This window comes from Nonomuraea sp. NPDC050022 (assembly GCF_044460705.1).
In the GTDB taxonomy this organism is placed as follows: Bacteria; Actinomycetota; Actinomycetes; order Streptosporangiales; family Streptosporangiaceae; genus Nonomuraea.
Genome location: NZ_JBITKE010000008.1, coordinates 593,483 through 613,744, shown reverse-complemented (window position 1 = coordinate 613,744; position 20,262 = coordinate 593,483). Strand labels below are relative to the sequence as shown.

Genomic DNA, 20,262 nt, shown 5'->3' with positions numbered 1-20,262 from the left:
CGGTCAGCTCTCGAAGCGGCCCGCCGGACGTTCACACGTGCTCTCCAAGGTGACGACCTGCGCGGCCCCGTCGATCGCGGAGAGCGCCTCGAGCACGTGGAAGGCGAACGCGGCGTTGGCGCGGTGCGGGCCGCCCTCGATAGCGTCGGCCAGATCCCGTACGCCGAGCCCCCGGCGAGCCTGCTCCTTGGTGCCGACCGCGCCGAACAACTCCACGACCGGCGGAAGGACGGTCCAGTCCGCCTCGCCGTGCTGCCGCACCCGGACGTCGCCGTCGAAGTGGTTGGGGTTGGGCACCGACAGCGTGCCTTCGGTGCCGTAGATCTCGATGGCGGGCAGATCGCTGTCCCAGACGTCGAAGCTCATCAGCGTCGTGCCGATGACCCCGGAGTCGAAGACGAGGACGCCTGAGGCGTGGGTGGCCACCTCGACGTCGATGTGGTCCACGGTCCGGTCCGGCGCGGTCACCGTGCGTACCGGGGCGCCGATGCGGGCGGCCCCCGCCACGGACCTGATGGGGCCGAGCAGGTTCACCAGTATGGCGAGGTAGTACGGGCCCATGTCCAGCACCGGGCCGCCGCCGGCCTGGAAGAGGAAGCGCGGGTCCGGATGCCAGGTCTCGGCCTTGCTGTGCCGGATGAACGCCGACGCGCCGATGGGCTCGCCGATCAGCCCGTCGTCGAGCGCCTTGCGCGCGGTCTGGCTGGCGCTGCCGAGGAAGGTGTCCGGGGCCGAGCCCAGAACGCGCCCGCTGGCCGCGGCCGCCGCCAGCACCGTCTTCGCGTCGGCGACGGTCGTGGCGATCGGCTTCTCGACGTAGACGTGCTTGCCGGCGTCGAGCGCCCGCATGATGGTGCTCGCGTGGTGCGCCGGCGGGGTCAGGTTCACCACGATGTCGATCGAGTCGTCGCCGTAGAGCTCGTCGGCGTCCCCCCACCCCGGGATGCCGTGCTCGCCGGCGGCCCGCTTGGCCCGGTCGACGTCGATGTCGCCGACGCGGACGATCTCGAGCTCCGGGTAGCGGGCCATGCCGGTGACGTACCGGCTGAAGATGTTGCCGCTGCCGAGGATGCCGATGCGGTGGTGTGTCGCCATGTCTTCGCTGTCCTTCCTTAGGGGATTCAATCGTGAGGGCTGTCTCACATGCGTGCTGGGGCCTGCTCGACCACGGTCCAGGCGAGGCTGTCGTTGGCCCGCAGCACCGCGTCGATCAGGTGCGCCGAGCGGACACCGTCGGCGGCCGTCGGCAGTCCCTCCACCTGGTGGCCGACCATGGCCGAGTAGGCGTCGTTGACGAAGGCGCGGAAGCAGTCGCCGTACCCCTGGGAGTGTCCCGGCGGAAGCGTGGCCAGGCGGCGCTGCTCGGCCGATCCCCGGCCCGGGTCCCGTAGGAGCAGCCGGGCGCCGTCGGCGTCGCCGAGCCACACCGACTCGGGGTTCTCCTGATCGAAGACGGCGCTGCCGTCCGCGCCGTCGAGTTCGAACCAGAGGCGGTTCTTGCGGCCGGCGGAGACCTGCGACACCGTCAGCGAGCCCAGGACCCCGTCGGCCGTCCGCAGCAGGACGGCGGCGACGTCCTCGGTCGAGACCGGCCGCAGTCCGTCCGCTGCCGCTCCGTACGTCCCGCTCTCCGGACCGTCCGGACTGCTCGTTCCACTGTCCGGACCATTCGCACTGAAAGTGTCGCCGCTGCCCGCCGGGCGCGCCGGGATGGTGACGCCGAGCCGGGCCGTCACCTCGTGGAACCGCACCCCGGCCACCCACTCGACGAGGTCGCACCAGTGCGATCCGACGTCGGCGAAGGCGCGGGAGGGCCCGCCCCGCGCGGCGTCGACGCGCCAGTTCGTGGTGCCGGTGTCGAGCATCCAGTCCTGCAGGTAGCTGCCGTGCAGGAGCTGCCAGGCGCCGAAGTCGCCGCTCATCCGGCGGGCCCGGATCTCGCGTACCAGCGGGTGGTAGCGGTAGACGTACGGGACGGCGAGCGTCCGGCCGGTCTCGGCGGACACCGCGGCGAGCCGCTCGGCGTCGGCGAGCGACGTCGCGATCGGCTTCTCGCAGATCACGTGCTTGCCGGCCCGCAACGCCGCCACCGCCTGGTCGGCGTGCAGCGCGTTCGGCGTGCAGATGTGCACCACGTCGACCGCGTCATCGGCGAGTACGGCCGCCAGGTCCGAATAGCGCGCCGGGACGTTCCATTCGTCGGCGAGCGCGGCCGAACGGCTCGGAGTGGAGCCGACGACGCCGCGCACGGTCGCGCCGACGCCGCGCACGGCCGCCGCGTGTACCGAACCGATGAAGCCGGCGCCGACGATCACGGCTTGGATATGCGGATGCGCCACGTTCAGACCTCCGGACAGATGTATTGCCGTATAAGAGCATGATTGAGGCCATTGACAGCCACAAGATGCCGTCTTTAGTTTCGTCGCATGCAAAAAGACGACGAGCACGGGCCGACACCTGTGGCCATCGCGCTGCGCAAGGTGCTCCGTATGATCGCCACCGGCGAGGCGACCAGCCGCGCGGCTATCGCGCGGCTCACCGGCCTGGCCCGATCGACGGTGAGCCAGCAGGTGGACAGGCTGATCGAGCTCGGCATCGTCGAGGAGACCGAGTCGAGCCAGTCCGTACGCGGGCGGCCGCCCCGGGCGCTCACCATCAGCCCGCGCGCCGGTACCATCGCCGTGGCCGACGTGGACGTCTCCGCGACCCAGCTGGCGATCGCCGACCTCAGCGGCACCGTCATCGCCCGCGACACCGTCGACATGTCCGTCGACGGCGGTCCCGAGAAACTGCTGGCCGTGGTGTCCAAGCGGCTGCGCTCGATGCTCGACGAGCACGACCATGATCCGGCTCGGGTACGCCACGTCGTCGCGGGCCTGCCGGCACCGGTCGACTTCCAGCGCGGCTGCGCGGTACGCCCGCCGATCATGCCCGGATGGGACGCCTACCCTGTCGGGGACTACCTGCGCGGGCAGTTCGGCGCCGCGGTCACGGTGGACAACGACGTGAACCTGATGGCCCTGGGCGAGGCGACCCAGGAGATGGCCGACACGCCCCTGCTGTTCATCAAGGTCGCCTCGGGCATCGGCGCCGGCATCGTGACGGCCGACGGCTCGGTGCATCGCGGCGCCGACGGCGCGGCCGGCGACATCGGGCACATCCGGGCGCCCACGCGCCGCGACGTGGTCTGCAGATGCGGCAAGACCGGCTGCCTGGAGGCCGTGGCCAGCTATCGGGCGGTCCTCGCCGACCTCGGCATCACGCCGTCCTCGTTTGACGACCGGCTGCACGCCTCGCGCGAACTGGCCCGCCTGGTGGCCGACAGCGACACCAGCGCACTGCACCGCATCCGCCAGGCGGCCACCGACATCGGTGAGGTGGTGGCGATGCTGATCCACACGCTGAATCCGCGCACGCTGGTGCTCGGCGGCCCGTTGAGCGAGCTGCAGGACGAGATCCTGTCGGGAGTGCGCGCCGCGGTGTACGAACAGGCGTTGCCGCTGGCCACGCGCAAGCTCATCATCATGCCGAGCCAGCTCGGCGCCGACGCGGGGATCTTCGGCGCGATCGCGCTGGCCAGCCGGGAGGCCTTCAGCCAGGCGGGAGTGGGCCGCCTGCTCGCCGAGGCATGACCGTTCGCCTTTGGCTACGGATGCCTGGTCATGGCTTTCGTGATCATTCGCGAGCTCGTACCCCATCGAGAACGATGCGGAGCAGGTGCCGGGCTCGGCTGTCCCACTCGGTCTCCTCAAGGCGGGTCAGATAGCCCATGAGGAGTATGACGTCACGGGCGTCGACGTCGGAACGGATGGTTCCGTCCGCCTTGCCGGCGTCGAGGAGAGTGGTCAGCGCGTCACCGATCGGGCCCAAGCTGTGGGCCGCGAGGCCCTGCCACACCGACGCTTCGACGGCGGCGAACACCCCGCGTTTGACCTGCGCGTAGTCGACGACCCGGTCGAACCAGCGAGCCAGCGCCGTGAGCGGCTCGTGCTCGCCGAGCAGTGCCGGCGCTACCGCCACCAACTCGTCGACCTCCTCCCGGTAGACCTCGATGAGCAGCGCCTCCCGGGTCGGAAAGTGGCGATAGAGGGTGCCCTGCCCGACCCCTGCTTGCTTGGCGATCGCATTGAGCTTGATCTCGTCCGCGTTCGCGATGACCGCTCGTGCGGCCTGGATGATCCGGTCGCGGTTGTCGGCGGCGTCGGCTCGGCGCCCGGTTGGGTTCATCGCTTCCCTACTTTGCTAAGCGGACACGTGTCCGGTAGCTTCGGGTTAAGCGGACACGTGTCCACTTTATCTGAAGGGGATTCCTATGACTGCCATCGAAGGCCAGGTCGTCGCCATCACCGGAGCGAGCAGTGGCATCGGTGAGGCCACGGCACGCCTGCTCGCCGAGCGCGGCGCGGCGGTCGTCCTCGGCGCGCGCCGGACAGAACGCCTCGACCAGCTCGCGCGGGACATCCGCGATCGTGGCGGACGTGCCATCGCCTGCGCCACGGACGTCACCCGGCGCGGGGACCTCGAACGACTTGTCGGCCAGGCCGTGGCGGAGTTCGGCCGGCTTGACGTGCTGGTGGGCAACGCCGGCATCGCCCGGATCGGCCCCGTGAGCGAGCTCGACGTCGACGGCTGGGACGCGATGATCGACGTCAACCTGCGGGGAGTGCTGTACGGCATCGCCGCCGCCATGCCGGTGTTCCGCCGGCAGGGCCACGGCCATCTGGTGACCACAGTGTCGACGTCGGGCCTGAAGATCGTGCCTACGCAGGCGGTCTACGCGGCGACGAAGAACGCCGTACGCACCCTGCTGGAAGGACTGCGGCAGGAGTCGACCGATGGCGTGCTGCGGACGACGGCGATCTCGCCGGGCTTCGTCCGTACCGAACTCACCGGCTCGATCGACGACACGCAGGTCCGTGAGGAGGTCCGCCGCAACATGGACGGGTTCGGCATCGCGCCGGAGGCCGTCGCCCGCGTTGTCGCCTTCGCGATCGAACAGCCCCGGGATGTCGAGATCGGCGAGGTCACCATCCGCCCGACCGTACAAGGCTAGGAATGCTCTGGCCTGCTGAGTCGGTGAGCGATAGATGGCCCGCCGCGCGGCAGGCAAGTGACAGTCGACGCGCGACCCGCCCAGCCGCTACGGGGTAGTGAGCCGTTCGGCCTGGTACGCCCGGCGCAGGGTCGCCTCGAAGGCCGGCGCGTGGGGCAGAGGCACGGAGCCGATTCGACGCACTGGAACGGCCGGCGTCCACGAGTTCATCACCACGGCCCCGGCCATTCCTGGCAGGTCGGCCGGCCGGATCTGCTGAACGCGCTGGGGAACCCCGAGCCGGTCCAGCTGCCGGCGGACGATGCCCATCGTGGTCCCGGTCAACATCTCAGCTTCTGGCCACACCACCGCGGTCCCGTCCCAGAAGGCCAGGTTCCAGATCGACGCTTCGCTGAGCCGCCCCCGGCGGTCGATGAAGGCGGCGTCGTCGAAGCCGTCCATGACGGCCTGGCGGAGATAGTACGTCTTGGCCACCTCCCCGACGTGCTTCACCGCAGGAAGCACGCGTTCATGCTCCACCACCGCCAACGCGAGCGGCCCCCGGGGCCCGGACGCCGCTGGTCCGGTACGGATGAGCAAATCGGGCTCGGCGTCCGCCGGCGTGAACTCCCCCGCGGGCGAGAACGCCGTGGCCGTCAGAGAGAGGTCGGCCGGTCCGGCCTGGACGGCTGCCCGCAACAGGGCTCGCACCCGGTCGTCGGGCACCGCGCGGCCGAAGAGCGCTGCGGAGGCCGCTCGCAACCTTTCCAGGTGCAGGTCCAGCCCCCGAACCTGGCCGCCGCGCACCTGCATGGCGGTGAAGTGCGCGTACCCGGCGAATGCGAGCGGCGCAAGGTCCATGGCGTCGGCCACCCGGCCGTCACGTTGCACAACGTAAGAAGACATACCTCGCTCCAGCAGTATGGAATGTGCGTTTCCCGAGCGACGTTAGGGCTTGACATCAATGGCAAGGTCAACCGAGGAGTGGAGCCGGCGCATGCTGATCGGTGAGTTGTCGCGGCGCACCGGGGTCAGTACACGGCTGCTGCGGTACTACGAGGCACAGGGAGTGCTGGAGGCCGGTCGCGGCGCGAACGGCTATCGCTTCTACAATGAGGACTCCGTGGTCACCGTGCGTCAGGTGCGCGCGCTGCTGAAGGTGGGCCTGTCGACCGAGGTGATCCGCGTGGTGTTGCCGTGCGTGCGCGGCGAGCGTCCGGACTTCGAGTGGTGTGCCGAGCTCTGGGAGATTCTGAACGGCGAGCTCGAGGCCATGGATAAGCGCATTGACGATCTCCAGCGCAGCCGCGGCGCCCTGGCGGGCTTCCTCGGCCAGCCCTGACCGATCAGGACGGCGGCGCTCGCCCCGAATGTTGAAAATCCCGGCGCGGCGGGAGGAACGTCCTGCACAGTGTGATCATGACAAATCACCGGTAACCCCGGACCACCACCTGATGCAGAAGCACCGCCTCTGCCGCTGGACGGCACGAGTCGGTAACCGACCGTATCGGAGCACGAGATCAACACATCGCATCGCGCTGGCGTGGACGACCGGCGCCGCATCCCGTTAGCCCGCTCGCTCGCCCGGAGCTGCCTGTCCGCCGCGCTCGCCCTCGCCTTCCTCGCGGCCGCCCTTTCCACGAGCGTCGTCCCCGGCGACTTGCGAACGAGCGGCGCGGAAGAGACCGTCAGCGCCATCGACGCCCGCCCCAACGACGGCTCCGGCTACTGGCCGGACTTCTCGAACACCGGCTACGCCAACACCCCGGCCAACGCCGGAGGGCTGGGCCTGGGCGCGTACCCGGGCAAGCTCAGCGACTACGAGTCGGGCATGAGTGCCGACGAGCCGCTGAGGCTTGAGTTTCCGGACAACAGCGTCATCTCCTACAAGCGCTTCCTGGGCTTGAAGGTGCTGATCTATGGCGACAACCTGACGTTCGTCGGCTGTCTGTTCGAGGGCACCAACCCCAATGACAACCTCGTCCAGATCTACTCCGACAACAACATCAAGTTTCTCTACTCGACGTTCAAGCCGAACTCCTACGCGATGCCTCCCGGCAACGACGGCACCGTCTCGTCGTCCCACTCCAAGCCCGGCACGCCCTTCGAGAAGTCCTGGCAGCTGGCCACGACGATGAAGGAAGCCGTGGCCGTCATGGACCACAACGACATCTGGGGCAACGCGGGCATGATCATGGTGACGGGATTCCCGGGCCGCCCGTCGACGTGGACGAACAACTACATCCACGACATGGCCGACACCTCGCATGACGTCTACCACCACGACGGCATCGGCCCGCAGAGCGAAGGTAACGGCGGTCCGATGATCCTCGACCACAACACCCTGGCCTCCGTGGGGAACACCAACGGCCTGGCCCTGCAGGGCAGCGGCGTGTACGACCACATCTCGGTCACGAACAACTATGTCTCCGGCTGGGGTTATGCCTTGCACATCGGCGACGTCAACAACGCCACGAACATCACCGTCACCGACAACGTCTTCTCAGCGGAGCTCGAGCAGCTGTACGGCTTCCTGTACGGCAACATCTGGGGCGGATCGGCGCGCGGCTCCACCTGGCGCCGAAACCTCATCCAGGCCCGTACGGGAGACGACAGCCGCACCTATACGACGGCCGACCACGGCAAGTATCTGTGGCCGAGCGGCCAGACCCAGACCACCGACTACACGGGCTGAGACTCTTCCCACGTGACGCCCGCGGGACCATCGCTGCTCTTCGTCATCCGCACCGCCTCGAAGAGCAGCGAGGCCGCGGCGCTTTCTGGAGGGCCTTACGGAACGGACGCGCCGACCGGTCGATGATCGACGACCTTTGCCGACCGATGAACTACAGTCGTCCGCCATGGCCGAATCCTCCTCCCACCTGACCGCGACTTATCTGAGCGCGACGGCGGACGCCTACGACGCCGTCGCCGACCTCTATGCCGATCTCGCCCGGGACTCGCTCGACCGCCTGCCACTGGATCGCGCGATCGTCGCCGTGTTCGCCGAACTCGTACGGGCCACCGGGCCCCGGCCCGTCGCCGAGGCCGGCTGCGGTCCCGGGTACATGACGGCACACCTGCGTAGCCTCGGGCTGGACGCCTTCGGCGTCGACCTGTCTCCCGCACTGATCGAGATCGCCCGCAAAGACCATCCTGACCTGCGTTTCGAGGTCGGTTCGATGAGTGCCTTCGATGTGGCCGACGGCGAGCTGGGCGGTCTGCTGTCTTGGTACTCGGTCATCCACGTCCCACCGCCGGAGCTGCCGGCGTACTTCGCCGAGTTCCGCAGGGTGCTGGCTCCGGGTGGTCACCTCCTGCTCGGCTTCTTCGAATCCGATGGCGGTCCAGTGCTGGAGTTCGACCATAAGGTCACGCCGGCCTACCGGTGGCCGATCGACGACTTGGCCGACCTGGCCCGCAAGGAGGAGTTCATCGAGGTGGGGCGGATGTTGCGCGAGCCTTTGGAGGATGAACGATTCCGCCGCGGCCACCTGCTGATGCGCAGACAAGCCGCCTGTTCGTCCTGATCGCAGGGATTGATCGACGTCCCCCGGGACCGCCTGGGCCCCGGGGGATCGCTGGTATTGCGCGGCGGGAAAGCCGCTCGCACCGCGAAGCCGCGCCCGGGAGGCGGGCCCGCATGACACATGTCCTGAAGCGGGAGGCCGTTGAAAGTGCTTCCCTGATCCCCCTCATGAGATGCCGGAAGCGACCGGCGGGGACGAGGACCTCCACGCGAATCTCGTCCTTGTGACCCGGCCGCACGCATCCTGGTGCTCCTCTGCGGCATAACACGCACAGCGCGGCAATTGATCTTCCGCCCTGGACCGCGGCAAATGGCCGATAAATGTCCGCCTCCTGCCCTGGAGCATGAACGCTCCGAGCCGGAAGCTCGATCTTGTCGCGGCACGAAGGCAGCAGTGGCCTGCCTGAGGAGTTTCTGGAGGCGCAGTGAGGCGTTGGTTGCGTGCGCCGTTAGCGGGGCTAACGGCCATGTTCGCCGGTTTGTTACCAGTCACGGCGCCGGCGGAGGCGGCACGGGACACCATGGTGGCGGCGATCGCGGACGACCCGGCGGGCTCCGCGCCCTGGGCCGTCGTCCAGGCGAAGAAGTCGGGGCAGCGGGTCGCGGTGCCCGCGGAGCAGTCGGAGGCCCGGGACGTCTACGCCAACCCGGACGGCTCGTTCACGGCCGAGCTGCGGACCGTTCCCGTCCGCGTCCGACGCGGCGCGGGCTGGGTCCCGGTGGACACGACGTTACGCGTGCGGGCCGGCGGCGGCGTGGAGCCGGCCGCGACCACGGTCCCCGTCGTCTTCTCGGGCGGCGGGGACCAGCCTTTGGTACGGCTCGGCGAGGACGCGGCCCGGATCGAGCTGCGCTGGCCGAAGCCGCTGCCGGACCCGGTGCTGAGCCGCGACTCCATCAACTACCCCGAGGTGCTGCGCGGGGTTGACCTGCGGAAGACCGCGACGGCACAGGGCTTCACCGAGGTCCTGGTGGTCAAGAACCGGGAGGCGGCGCGCAACCCGGAGCTGTCGAAGCTGACGTTCGGCCTGGACACCAGGGGCGTCTCGGTCCGCGACGACGGCGACGGGAACATCGCCGTCTACGACGCGAAGGGCGAGCAGGTCTTCGGGTCCGGCGCGCCGATGGTGTGGGACTCGACCCCGTCGGCCGCCAAGCGGGCCGTGGGCGCGCTGGAGCTGGGCAAGAAGGCGCTGGTCCTGCGGCCCGATCGCAAGCTGCTGGACGATCCCGCCGCGACGTTCCCGGTGTTCATCGACCCGGACTTCGCGGCCGGCCGGACGGGCTTCGCCCTGGCGTTGTCCGGCCATCCGAGCCAGGCGTACTGGGGCGGTGACGGGGAGAACCTGGCCAAGGTCGGGCTCTGCGACTGGGCGGGCTGCAACGGCATCGGCGTGGCCAGGTCGTACTTCCAGTTCGACGCCTCGTTCATGGTCGGCAAGCACGTACTCGGCGCGGAGTTCAACGTCTTCGAGAACTACGCCCCGTCCTGCTCGGCCCGCGCGGTCGAGGCGTGGGGCACCAACCCCGTCGGCGGCGGCACGACCTGGAACAACCAGCCCTTCCCCGGCGGCGGCCCGGTCGCGCTGGGCACGGCCAACGTCGCCCACGGCTACAGCGCGAGCTGCCCCGGCGCCTGGGTCGGGTTCAACGCGACCGGGGCGGTCAACGCGGCGGTGACGTACAACAACGGGGCCACGGCGATCATGCTGAAGGCGGCCGACGAGGGCGACAAGTTCGCGTGGAAGAAGTTCAGCACGAACCCGAGCCTGGTCATCACGTACAACAGCTACCCCGGCGCGCCGACCGGCCAGACGGTGGAGAACGCGTCCTGCGCGGTGCAGCCGAACGAGCCGTACGCGAACCCGCACATCGACAACGACCCGAGCAAGGGCCCGCGCGGGCCGAAGTTGTCGGCGGTGGTCGCCGATCCGGACGGCGGGCTGGTGCAGGCACAGTTCGAGTGGTACACGAGGTTCGGGGCGCAGCTCGGCGGCTCTGCCACGGAGTTCAAGTCCTCCGGCTCCGCCTTCACCGTGGACGTTCCTGCGGCGCACGCCGGCGACGGGGCGAAGCTGGCCTACCGGGTACGCGGCGCGGACGGCGTGGACTTCGGCCCGTGGGGCCCGTGGTGTGACGTCACCATCGACAGGAAGGCCCCGGACAAGACACCGAAGGTCAGCTCGGTGACCTACCCCGAGTGCCCGCCGCCGGACTACGACCCCTGCGACAGAGGCGGCGGGGTCGGCCGCACGGGCGGCTTCACGCTGGGCGCCGACGGCGTGGAGGACGTGGCGGGCTTCGAGTACTACCTGTACGGCCAGGAAGGCTACTCCAGCGTCAAGACGAGCTCGGGCTCGGCGAACGTGCTGGTCACGCCGCCTGAGGACGGCCCGATGGACCTGTACGCGCGCAGCGTCGACAAGGCCGGCGACGTGGGCCCGGAGTACCGCTACCACTTCTGGGCCGGCCCAGGCACGCCGCCCAACGGGCACTGGAAGCTCGATGGCTATGCCGAGCCGGCCGTGGTCGACGACTCCAGGAACGCCCACCACGGCACCTTCACCAAGGGCCCGGCGAAGTGGGCGCCCGGCCGGCACGGTGACGCGCTCTGGTTGGACGGCGCCACCGGTTACGTGAGCACGGAAGGCGGCTCCACCGTGGACACGAGCAAGTCGTTCTCCGTCTCCGCCTGGGTGAAGCTCGACCGGCTCGACACCGACTGGCGGACCGCGGTGAGCCAGAGCGGCAGCACGATCAGCGGGTTCTTCCTGCAGTACAACCCGAACGTCAAGAAGTGGCACTTCGTGCTGCCGGCGACGAACGCCGACACCGCCGCACGCGACGTCGCCGAGTCGGCGGGCCCAGCGGTCGCGGGCCGCTGGACGCACCTCGTCGGCATGTACGACGCCGCCGCCAAGAAGATCAGGATCTACGTGGACGGCGTGCCCGGCACGACGGGCGACCATCTCACGCCGTGGAAGGCGACCGGCTCCGTGCAGCTCGGCCGCGCCCAGGTGGGCGGGCAGGCGGTGAACTACTGGCCCGGCTCGCTGGACGAGGTCCGCGTCTACGACCGCGCACTTACCCTGGACGAGATCCACGACCTGGCCGGCTCCCCGGCGACGGAGGAGGTGTTCCTGCCGCTGGACGAAGGGACGGGCACGACGGCGCAGGACGTGTCCGGCAACTACCGCCTCGGCACGCTCGGCGCCGCCGCCTCCTGGACCACCGGCAAGGTGGGCACGGGGGCGGTGATGTTCGGCGGCGGCACCGAGACCCTCTCCACGACCGGCCCCGCACTCCGTACGGACGCCGGCTTCACCGTCACGGCGTGGGTCAAGCTGGACGCGGACGACGGCCAGGTCCGCACGGTGCTCAGCCAGGACGCCGTGCAGGGCAGCGGCTTCCAGCTCCGCTACGACGGCGGGAAGCGCAAGTGGTCGTTCGCGCTGCCGCAGTCGGCGACCGACACCCAGCTCGCCCTCAGCGTCGAACCCGGAGACAGCGCGCAGGCGGGCGTGTGGACCCATCTGGCAGGCGTCTACGACCCGGCGGCCCAGGAAATCCAGCTCTACGTGGACGGGGTCAAGGCCGGCTGGAAGAAGGTCACGGCCACGGTGAACGCCACGGGCGCGCTCCAGGTGGGGCGGGGCAGGCAGGCTGGGGCGCCGGCCACGCCGTTCGCCGGGGCGATCGACGACGTGCACGCGTGGACCGGGGTGCGGACCGCCGACCAGATCAAGGCGGAGTACCAGAAGCCGATCACCAGGCGGAACGTGCCCTACGGCGCCCAGCTCAGCCGCTATAACAACCTGGCCACCGGCCGGCACATCGTGACGAACGGGCCGGTGCCACCGTCGGCGCATCTGGAGGGCTCCTTCGGCCTGCTCGCCGGCGCGGACGAGCCCAACACACGAATGGTGTACTCCTGCCGCAACGGGGAGGTCGACTACTTCCTCGCCCACGACTGCGGCACTTACACCAACCTCGGCAGCGTGGGCCGGCTCTACATCTCGCCGCCCGCCGGGGTGCCCGCGCAGCGGGTCTACCGGTGCCTGATCCCCGGCTTCGGGCACTTCGCCTCGCTCGATCCCGGGTGCGAGGGCCAGACGACGGAGTTCGAGCTCGGTTACACCCGCGGCTATCTCCGTCTGGTCAGGCACATCACCACCGGATATCCCTACGACCACGCCAGCTCCACCGGCCGGATCGCGGCGAACTACCGCCCCGAGGGCTCCACCGGGACGTTGTCGATCGCGCAGCTTCCCGGTACCACGGCGCTGATGAGCTGTCAGGACGGCACCGACACCTTCAGCTCGACCGACGCGGCCTGCGAGGGCAAGACCGTCGTGGGCAGGATCGGCTTCATCTGGACCAGCCCGCCGCAGGGCTTGCCGGGAGCGCCGGGCGCGACCGGCAAGGAGCTGTTCCGCTGCCGGGCCAGCTGGAACGAGCTGTTCGACTCGGGCGACCCCGCCTGCGAGGGCCAGACCCTCGACCGTTCACTCGGCTTCGTCGCCTCCGGGCTGTGACCAGGAAAGGGATCTCGACTCATGCGCGGTAACCGACGGTGGCTGTGGCCGATCACGGCCCTGATCTGCTTACTCATCGTGGCCCTCACGGGCCCTCCCGCGGGGGCGGTCGGTCTCGGGCCCGTACGGCCCAGCGAACCCGACGTAGTGGAGCCGGTCCCCGGCAAGGACTTCACGCCCCCCGCCGCCCGGCGCGACCCCGAGGCCGCGACCGCCGAGCGGGCCGCGCCCAAGAAGGACTGGCCCACCGCCGGCGCTGCGGAGGTGGCGGTGCCGGTCGCCGCCGCGCGTGGGGCCGTGTCGGGCCGCAGCCGGGCCGGCGACCTTCCCGTGTGGGTGAGTCCCGCCGGCGCGCCGGGACCGGCGCGGGTGAAGGTCGAGGTGCTGGACCGGGCCGCCGCCGTACGGGCAGGGGTGGAGGGCCTGCTGTTGTCGGTACGGCGGGCGGACGGTGAGAGCGAGCGCGGCCCGGTCACGGTGGCCGTCGACTACTCGGCCTTCCGCGACGTCTACGGCGGCGACTGGGCGTCCCGGCTGCGGCTCGTCCCGCAAGGAGCCGACGCCGGGCCCGTCAGCGCCGTACGCAACGACCTCAAGGCCGCGACGGTGTCGGCCGAGGTGGCGGTCGGCGGCACGGCGAGCACGTTCGCGCTGACGGCCGGTGCCGACGGGCCGGGCGGCGACTACAAGGCCACCTCGATGGCGCCGTCCGGCACCTGGCAGGTCTCCACGCAGGGTGGCGAGTTCGCCTGGTCGTACCCGCTGAGCACGCCGCCCGTGCCCGGAGCGCTGGCCCCGGAGCTGGCCTTCTCGTACTCCTCGCGGGCCGTGGACGGGCGGACCGTGTCCACGAACAACCAGCCGTCATGGGTGGGTGAGGGCTGGAACCTCGTACCCGGCTTCATCGAACGCTCCTACAAGGGCTGCGCGGACGATCTCGGCGGCAACAACGGCCAGACCAAGACCGGCGACCTGTGCTGGGAGACCGACAACGCCACCCTGTCCTTCGGCGAGCACTCCGGACGGATGGTCTTCGAGAACAACGCGTGGCGGCTGGAGAAGGACGACGGCAGCCGGATCGAGCGCCTGTCGGGCGCGGTCAACGGCGACGACGACGGCGAGTACTGGAAGGTCACCACGACCGACGGCACCCAGTACTTCTTCGGTCTGAACCGGCTGCCCGGCTGGACGCAGGACAAGGCCACCACGCAGTCCGCGTGGACGGTGCCGGTGTACGGCAACGACGCGAACGAGCCGTGCAACAAGGCCACCTTCGCCGCTTCGGCCTGCCAGCAGGCCTACCGCTGGAACCTCGACTACGTCGTCGAGCCGCACGGCAACTCGATGAGCTACTTCTACGACCAGGAGACCAACCGGTACGCCCAGAACCGCGGCGCCGCCACCGCGACCTACGTCCGCGGCGGCACGCTGCGCCGGATCGAGTACGGGACCCGTACCGGCGCCGAGTACACCACCCAGGCGCCCGCCCGGGTGCTGTTCGAGACCGCCGACCGCTGCGTACCCGGCCAGAACTGCGCGGTCCGCACCAGCGCCGCCTGGCCCGACGTCCCGTGGGACACCGACTGCGCGTCCATCCCGTGCGCGGACCGGTACTCGCCGACGTTCTGGTCCACCAAGCGCCTGGCCAAGGTGACCACCCAGGTCTCCACGGGCGGCGGGAACTACCGCGGCGTGGACCAGTGGGAGCTGGCCCACACCTACCCGGCGCCCGGCGACGGCACCACGGCGGGGCTGTGGCTGAACGGCATCACCCACTCGGGCGTGGCCGGTACCGCGATCGCGCTGCCGGACGTGACGTTCGACGGCACCATGAAGGCGAACCGGGTCAACTTCGCCACGGACGGCCTGCCCGCGCTGAACAAGCCGCGCCTCACGACCATCACCACCGAGTCCGGCGGAGCGGTCAACGTCCGTTACGCCGACCCTGACTGCGCCCCGGGCGCCCTGCCCGCTGCGGCGGAGAGCAACACCAAACGCTGCTTCCCGGTCAGGTGGGCGATGCCGCCCGCGGTCACGCCGGTCAACGACTGGTTCCACAAGTACGTGGTGGCCAAGGTGGTCGAGGACGACCTGGTGACCGACGCCAAGGACATGGTGACCACGTACGAGTACGACGCCAAGGGCGGCGCCTGGGCCTACAACGACGACCCGCTGGTCGCCCAGGACAAGCGCACCTGGTCGGAGTGGCGCGGGTACGAGAAGGTCGTGGTCCGCAGGGGCGATCCGGCCAACGACGAGAACAAGCCCGTCTCCAGGACCGACTACCTGTACTTCCGCGGCATGAACGGCGATCGGCTCAACGCGGGCGGCGGCGCCAAGACGGCGCAGATCACCGATTCCGCGGGCGTCAAACTGGACGACGCCGCGCCGCTGTCGGGCTTCCTGCGCGAGCAGGTCACCTACGACGGCGCCACCGCCCTGACCACCGAGGTCAACGACCCTTGGACGCGCCTCGTCGCCACCCAGGGCGGCCTGCGGGCGTACCAGGTGGAGACCGCGCGGACCGAGACCCGGCAGTGGCGCTCCGGCGGTGGCACGCGCGTCCTGCGGGTGGAGACCACCTACGACGAGTACGGCAACGCCATCCAGATCAACGACCTCGGCAGCGTCGAGTCGGCCGGTGACGACCGGTGCACCACCGTCGCCTACGCCAAGAACACCGGCCTCATGCTGGTCAGCCTGCCGAAACAGACCACCACCGTGGGTGTGGCCTGCGGCGCTGCCCCGGCGTACCCCGCCGACGCCGTCTCCGACACCCGCACCTCCTACGATGGCCAGGACTTCGGCGTGCCGCCGACGCGAGGGGACGCCACCAAGGTCGAGGTCGCCAAGTCCTACCAGGGCGGCAGCCCGGTCTACATGGTGAGCGGCACCGCCACCTTCGACGACTACGGCCGCCCCGAGCAGTCGGGCGACCCGCTCAACCGGATCACCACCACCTCCTACACCGAGACCAACGGGCTGACCGTCGAGCGAAACGTGACCAACCCGCTCGGCCACGAGACGACCACCACCCTGGACCCGGCATGGGGCAAGCCGCTCAAGGAGGTGGACGCCAACGGGCGGACGACGTCGCTCACGTACGACGCGCTCGGCCGTCTGGTCAAGGTCTACAAGCCCGGCCGCACCGAGGCGGACGGCGACAGCCCCCACGTCCGCTACGAGTACGGCGTGCGCCGCACCGGCGGTCCCAGCTACCTGCGCACCAGCACGCTGAAGGCCAACGGCAACCACGTCGCCACGTACACGCTGTACGACGGCTTCCTGCGGCCCCGTCAGACCCAGGAACCCAGCCCCGCCGAGGGCCGCGTGCTCACCGACACCCTCTACGACTCCCGCGGCCTGGTCAGCGTCAACCGGGCGTCCTACCACGACACCGGCGCACCCGGCACCACGCTGTTCCAGCCGCAGGCCGGCAAGGTGCCGTCGGCCACCGTCACCACCTACGACGGGGCGGAACGCAAGACCGCGGAGATCCTCCTGAAGCTCAACGTCGAGCAGTGGCGCACCACGACGTCCTACAGCGCCGACTGGGTCAGCACGATCCCGCCTCAGGGCTCGACCGTGACCACCCGGTGGATCGACGCCAGGGACCGGACGACCGCGCTGGTGCAGTGGGAGGGCAGGACTCTGTCCGGCCCGTCCGCGGCCACCCGCTACGGCTACAGCAAGCGGGGCGAGCTGACGAGCATCACCGACCCGGCAGGCAACGTCTGGCGGTACACCTATGACGTCCTCGGACGCAAGCTCACCTCCGACGACCCGGACAAGGGCGTCTCGACCATGACCTACGACGGCGCCGGCCAGTTGCTGACCGTCACCGACGCCCGCGGCAGGACCGTCGCCTCGGTGCCGGACAAGCTCGGGCGCGTCATCGAGACCAGGCAGGACTCGCCCACCGGGCCGCTGCTCACCAAGACGACGTACGACACCCTGGCCAAGGGCGCCCTGACCTCCTCGGCCCGCTACGCCGGCGGCCAGGTGTACGTGAAGGAGATCACCGGCTACGACGAGGCGGGACGGCCTGAGGGAACGTCGGTGACCATCCCCGCGAACGAGGGGAAGCTCGCCGGGACCTACCTGACGAACACGACGTACGCCGAGGACGGCAGCCTCGCGACCAGGACGTTGCCCGCGCTGGGCGACCTTCCGCGCGAGACGCTGACCTTCACCTACGACGACCTCGGCCGCCGGGACACGGTGACCGGCGCCCTGACCTATGTCACCGATACCGAGTACAACGCCCTGGGCGAGACCGCCCAGCTCGAACTGGGCGCCGACGGCAAGCGGTTGTGGCGCACCACCTACTACGAGGAGGGCACCCGCCGGGTCACCGAGACTCTCACCGAGCGCGAGCAGGCCAGCGGCGTCATGGTGCACGACCTCACCTACGGCTACGACCCGGCGGGGAACGTCACCCGCGTCACCGACCGCACCGCCGGTCTGGGGAAGGACACCCAGTGCTTCCTCTCCGACCATCTGCGCCGGCTCACCACCGCCTGGACCCAGGGCACCGACACCTGCGCGGCCACGCCGTCCGCGTCCGTGATCGGCGGCCCCGCGCCCTACTGGCACGAGTACGGCTACGATCTGACCGGCAACCGGCTCACCAGGACCGTCAAGGGGCTGGGCGGGGCGGCCGACACCGCCACCACCTACACCTACCCCGATCCAGGCGACGGCGTCGACCTGCCGCACGCGGTGACCGCCGTGACCACGGGTCAGGCCGGCGCGCAGTACGGTTACGACGCGGCCGGCAACACGATCAAGCGGCCGGGACCCGCCGGCACCCAGACCCTGACCTGGGACGCCGAGGGCCTGCTCGCCGCGATCGCGGCGGGTGGCACGTCCACCTCGTACGTCTACGACACGGACGGCAATCAGCTCATCCGCCGCGACACCGGGGCGGTGACGCTGTTCGTCGGCGACGGCGAGATCCGGCTGAACACCGCGACGGGCGCGACGGCGGGGACGCGTCAGTACGAAGGACTCGGCATCCGCACCGGCGCCGGCTTCACCTGGACGATCTCCGACCACCACGGCACCTCCGTGGCCGCCGTGGACGCCGGCACGCTGGCGGGAACCGCGCGGCGGCTGGACCCGTTCGGCGACGCCAGGGGATCGACGGCCGGCTGGCCCGCCGGCGATCGGGGTTTCGTCGGCGGCACCGCGAACCCCGAGACCGGGCTGACCCGGCTGGGCGTCCGCGAGTACGACCCCGTGACAGGCAGGTTCGTCTCTGTCGATCCCGTCGTCGATCCGATGGATCCGCAGCAGCTCAACGCCTACGCCTACGGCAACAACAACCCGGCCACCATGTCGGATCCCGACGGGCTCAGGTACATCGTGGACGCCGGAGGGTATGTGAGCGTCCCGGGGGCCCAGGCCGCCAAGTACCTGACTCCCTACAAGTACCAGATGATGATCTACCGTGCCGCGCTGCGGGCCTTCAACTGGTACAAGCCTCGCACGTGCTTCCTCTGTTCGGCGTTCAAACCGAAGCCGCCGAACATCTTCGACCCGAAGATCTACAACCCCAAGGCCGTCGCGCCCAAGCCCCAGCCCAAGGCCGACAAGCCGGTGTCCAGTCCGAGCAAGCCCGTGAACTGGGACCGGCCGATCATCACCGCCCTCCCGAACAGCAACGACGCCAACGGTTCGACGTCCTTGTGCGCGTCCGCCGCGGCGGCCGTCGCCTACGGCGGCGGGGCGACGGCCTGCTTCTCGGCCGACTCCAACGGTCTGACGTTCAACGCCGGGCTGAAGCAGTTCCTCACCGACGGGGGCTTCATGTCCGCGGACCTCGGCATCCTGGCGAACAGCGACAACGCCACCCAGATCAACAGTGGGAACGGGGCGTACGCCCAGGCGTCTGTCAACGGGCATGCCCTGCTCGGCGGCACCATGGCGGCCGGCGTCGAGCGCAGCCTCGACGACGGGCACATCTCCAGGTACTCGCAGTTCGGCGGGGGCGTGGGCATCGGCGCGGCGATCGGGGAGATCGGCCTGACCCGCGGCTGGAACTCCGGCTACCTGCTGCAGTGGTCGGACGAGAAGAAGTACATCGTCGACCTCCCGGACCAGCGGCCGTTCACACAGAAACCGCGCGACCCGATGGTGTAGGCGCTCACCCTTCTCAGTAGTCGCCGGGGCACGATCTCGTCCGGGAAGCATGATCCCGGACGAGATCGTGGAAGCGGGTTGCGGCCGGGCGCGGCCGCAACCCGCTCCCGCCCCGCCACCTCGACGAACAGGGGACAAACCCACGCAGAAATGAAGCCGCCCTTGACGAATCAAATGAACGGTCTTTTAATTTGATCATGGGGCGTATCGCGGGCGTCACCGCCGCCGAGACGCGTGAACGCTTGCTGCGAGCGGCTGCCGAGGTGTTCGCCGAGCGCGGTTACGAAGGCACGCGTGTGGCGGACATCGCTACGGCCGCCGGGGTGAGCAACGGCGCGTTGTACGCGCACTTCGGGTCCAAGGCCCAGCTGCTCGTGGCCGCGTTGCGCGCGCACGGGCCGCGCTTGCTGGCCGATCTGCTGGCCGCCGATCCGAACCGGTCGATCGCGGAGCTGCTCGTCGTGGTCGGCCGGCGGCTGCCGTACAAGCGTGACGCCGGCGGCTATCTCATCGTCGAAGCCCTGGTCGCGGCCCGTCGTGATGAGGAGGTCGCGCAGCCGATGCGCGACTACATCGGCGAACGCGCCGGCTGGCTGGCCGGGCTCGCCGGCATCGCCGAGAGTGATGGCGAGCTCGACCCCGCGCTGTCGGGGAACGCGCTCGCCCACTTCTGCCTCCTGCTCGCGATGGGCAGCGCGCTCATCAGCCCGGACCTGCACGCGGTGGACGACGAGGAGTGGACCGCGTTGCTCACCCGCGTCGTCGCCGCCCTGGCCCCCGCCGGCACCACAGACCGTCGAGACCACGGCTCAGAGAGGAGCACCCCAGTGAAAGTGCGTATCGACTCCGAGCGCTGCCAGGGGCATGGTCGCTGCTACGACCTCGCCCCCGACCTGTTCGGCGAGGACGACGAGGGCTACGGGCAGGTGATCGGCGAGGGGATCGTGCCGCCGGACAACGAGCGCGCGGCGCGCCTGGCGGTGTCCAACTGTCCCGAACGAGCGATCGAGATCCTCTAGGAG

Annotated in this window: 12 protein-coding genes; 8 read left to right on the top strand and 4 right to left on the bottom strand. The window is 70.0% G+C overall.

What is annotated here, in order from left to right:
• Positions 1-3 precede the first annotated feature (3 nt).
• Complete coding sequence (locus tag ACIBO2_RS35045; protein WP_397302510.1) at positions 4-1,095, bottom strand: Gfo/Idh/MocA family protein; 1,092 nt, start codon at positions 1,093-1,095, stop codon at positions 4-6.
• A gap of 44 nt (positions 1,096-1,139) precedes the next feature.
• A complete protein-coding gene (locus tag ACIBO2_RS35040) occupies positions 1,140-2,339 on the bottom strand; it encodes a Gfo/Idh/MocA family protein (RefSeq protein ID WP_397302507.1) in 1,200 nt (399 codons plus the stop codon).
• Positions 2,340-2,426: 87 nt separating this feature from the next.
• On the opposite strand from ACIBO2_RS35040, the gene ACIBO2_RS35035 reads away from it, so the two are divergent.
• On the top strand, positions 2,427-3,632 hold the full coding sequence (locus ACIBO2_RS35035; protein WP_397302504.1) for an ROK family protein: 1,206 nt from the start codon (positions 2,427-2,429) through the stop codon (positions 3,630-3,632).
• Positions 3,633-3,675: 43 nt separating this feature from the next.
• Here the strand turns inward: ACIBO2_RS35035 and ACIBO2_RS35030 are convergent, their stop codons facing one another.
• Positions 3,676-4,227 carry a TetR/AcrR family transcriptional regulator gene (locus ACIBO2_RS35030; RefSeq protein WP_358552382.1) on the bottom strand — a complete coding sequence of 184 codons (552 nt, stop codon included), beginning with the start codon at positions 4,225-4,227 and terminating at the stop codon, positions 3,676-3,678.
• 85 nt (positions 4,228-4,312) lie between these two features.
• On the opposite strand from ACIBO2_RS35030, the gene ACIBO2_RS35025 reads away from it, so the two are divergent.
• Positions 4,313-5,053 (top strand): SDR family oxidoreductase, encoded by a 741-nt coding sequence (locus ACIBO2_RS35025; RefSeq protein ID WP_397302501.1) that lies wholly within the window; start codon positions 4,313-4,315, stop codon positions 5,051-5,053.
• An 87-nt stretch (positions 5,054-5,140) separates the two neighbouring features.
• Here ACIBO2_RS35025 and ACIBO2_RS35020 read toward each other — a convergent pair whose 3' ends face one another.
• Positions 5,141-5,938 (bottom strand): aminotransferase class IV family protein, encoded by a 798-nt coding sequence (locus ACIBO2_RS35020; protein ID WP_358552378.1) that lies wholly within the window; start codon positions 5,936-5,938, stop codon positions 5,141-5,143.
• A 91-nt stretch (positions 5,939-6,029) separates the two neighbouring features.
• Between ACIBO2_RS35020 and ACIBO2_RS35015 the strand changes: the two genes are divergently transcribed.
• From ACIBO2_RS35015 to ACIBO2_RS34990, 6 genes are all read left to right on the top strand, one after another.
• On the top strand, positions 6,030-6,374 hold the full coding sequence (locus ACIBO2_RS35015; protein ID WP_358552376.1) for a MerR family transcriptional regulator: 345 nt from the start codon (positions 6,030-6,032) through the stop codon (positions 6,372-6,374).
• 201 nt (positions 6,375-6,575) lie between these two features.
• Positions 6,576-7,727, top strand: coding sequence for a hypothetical protein (locus ACIBO2_RS35010; RefSeq protein ID WP_358552374.1), 1,152 nt, complete (start codon positions 6,576-6,578; stop codon positions 7,725-7,727).
• 166 nt (positions 7,728-7,893) lie between these two features.
• Positions 7,894-8,562, top strand: a complete 669-nt coding sequence (locus tag ACIBO2_RS35005) for a class I SAM-dependent methyltransferase (protein ID WP_397302497.1) — start codon at positions 7,894-7,896, stop codon at positions 8,560-8,562.
• Positions 8,563-9,040: 478 nt separating this feature from the next.
• Positions 9,041-13,096 (top strand): LamG-like jellyroll fold domain-containing protein, encoded by a 4,056-nt coding sequence (locus tag ACIBO2_RS35000; RefSeq protein ID WP_397302494.1) that lies wholly within the window; start codon positions 9,041-9,043, stop codon positions 13,094-13,096.
• A gap of 21 nt (positions 13,097-13,117) precedes the next feature.
• A complete protein-coding gene (locus ACIBO2_RS34995) occupies positions 13,118-19,240 on the top strand; it encodes an RHS repeat-associated core domain-containing protein (RefSeq protein ID WP_397302491.1) in 6,123 nt (2,040 codons plus the stop codon).
• A 197-nt stretch (positions 19,241-19,437) separates the two neighbouring features.
• The gene (locus ACIBO2_RS34990) at positions 19,438-20,259 is read left to right on the top strand and encodes a TetR family transcriptional regulator (protein ID WP_358552366.1); all 822 of its coding nucleotides are present in this window, start codon (positions 19,438-19,440) and stop codon (positions 20,257-20,259) included.
• Positions 20,260-20,262 lie beyond the last annotated feature (3 nt).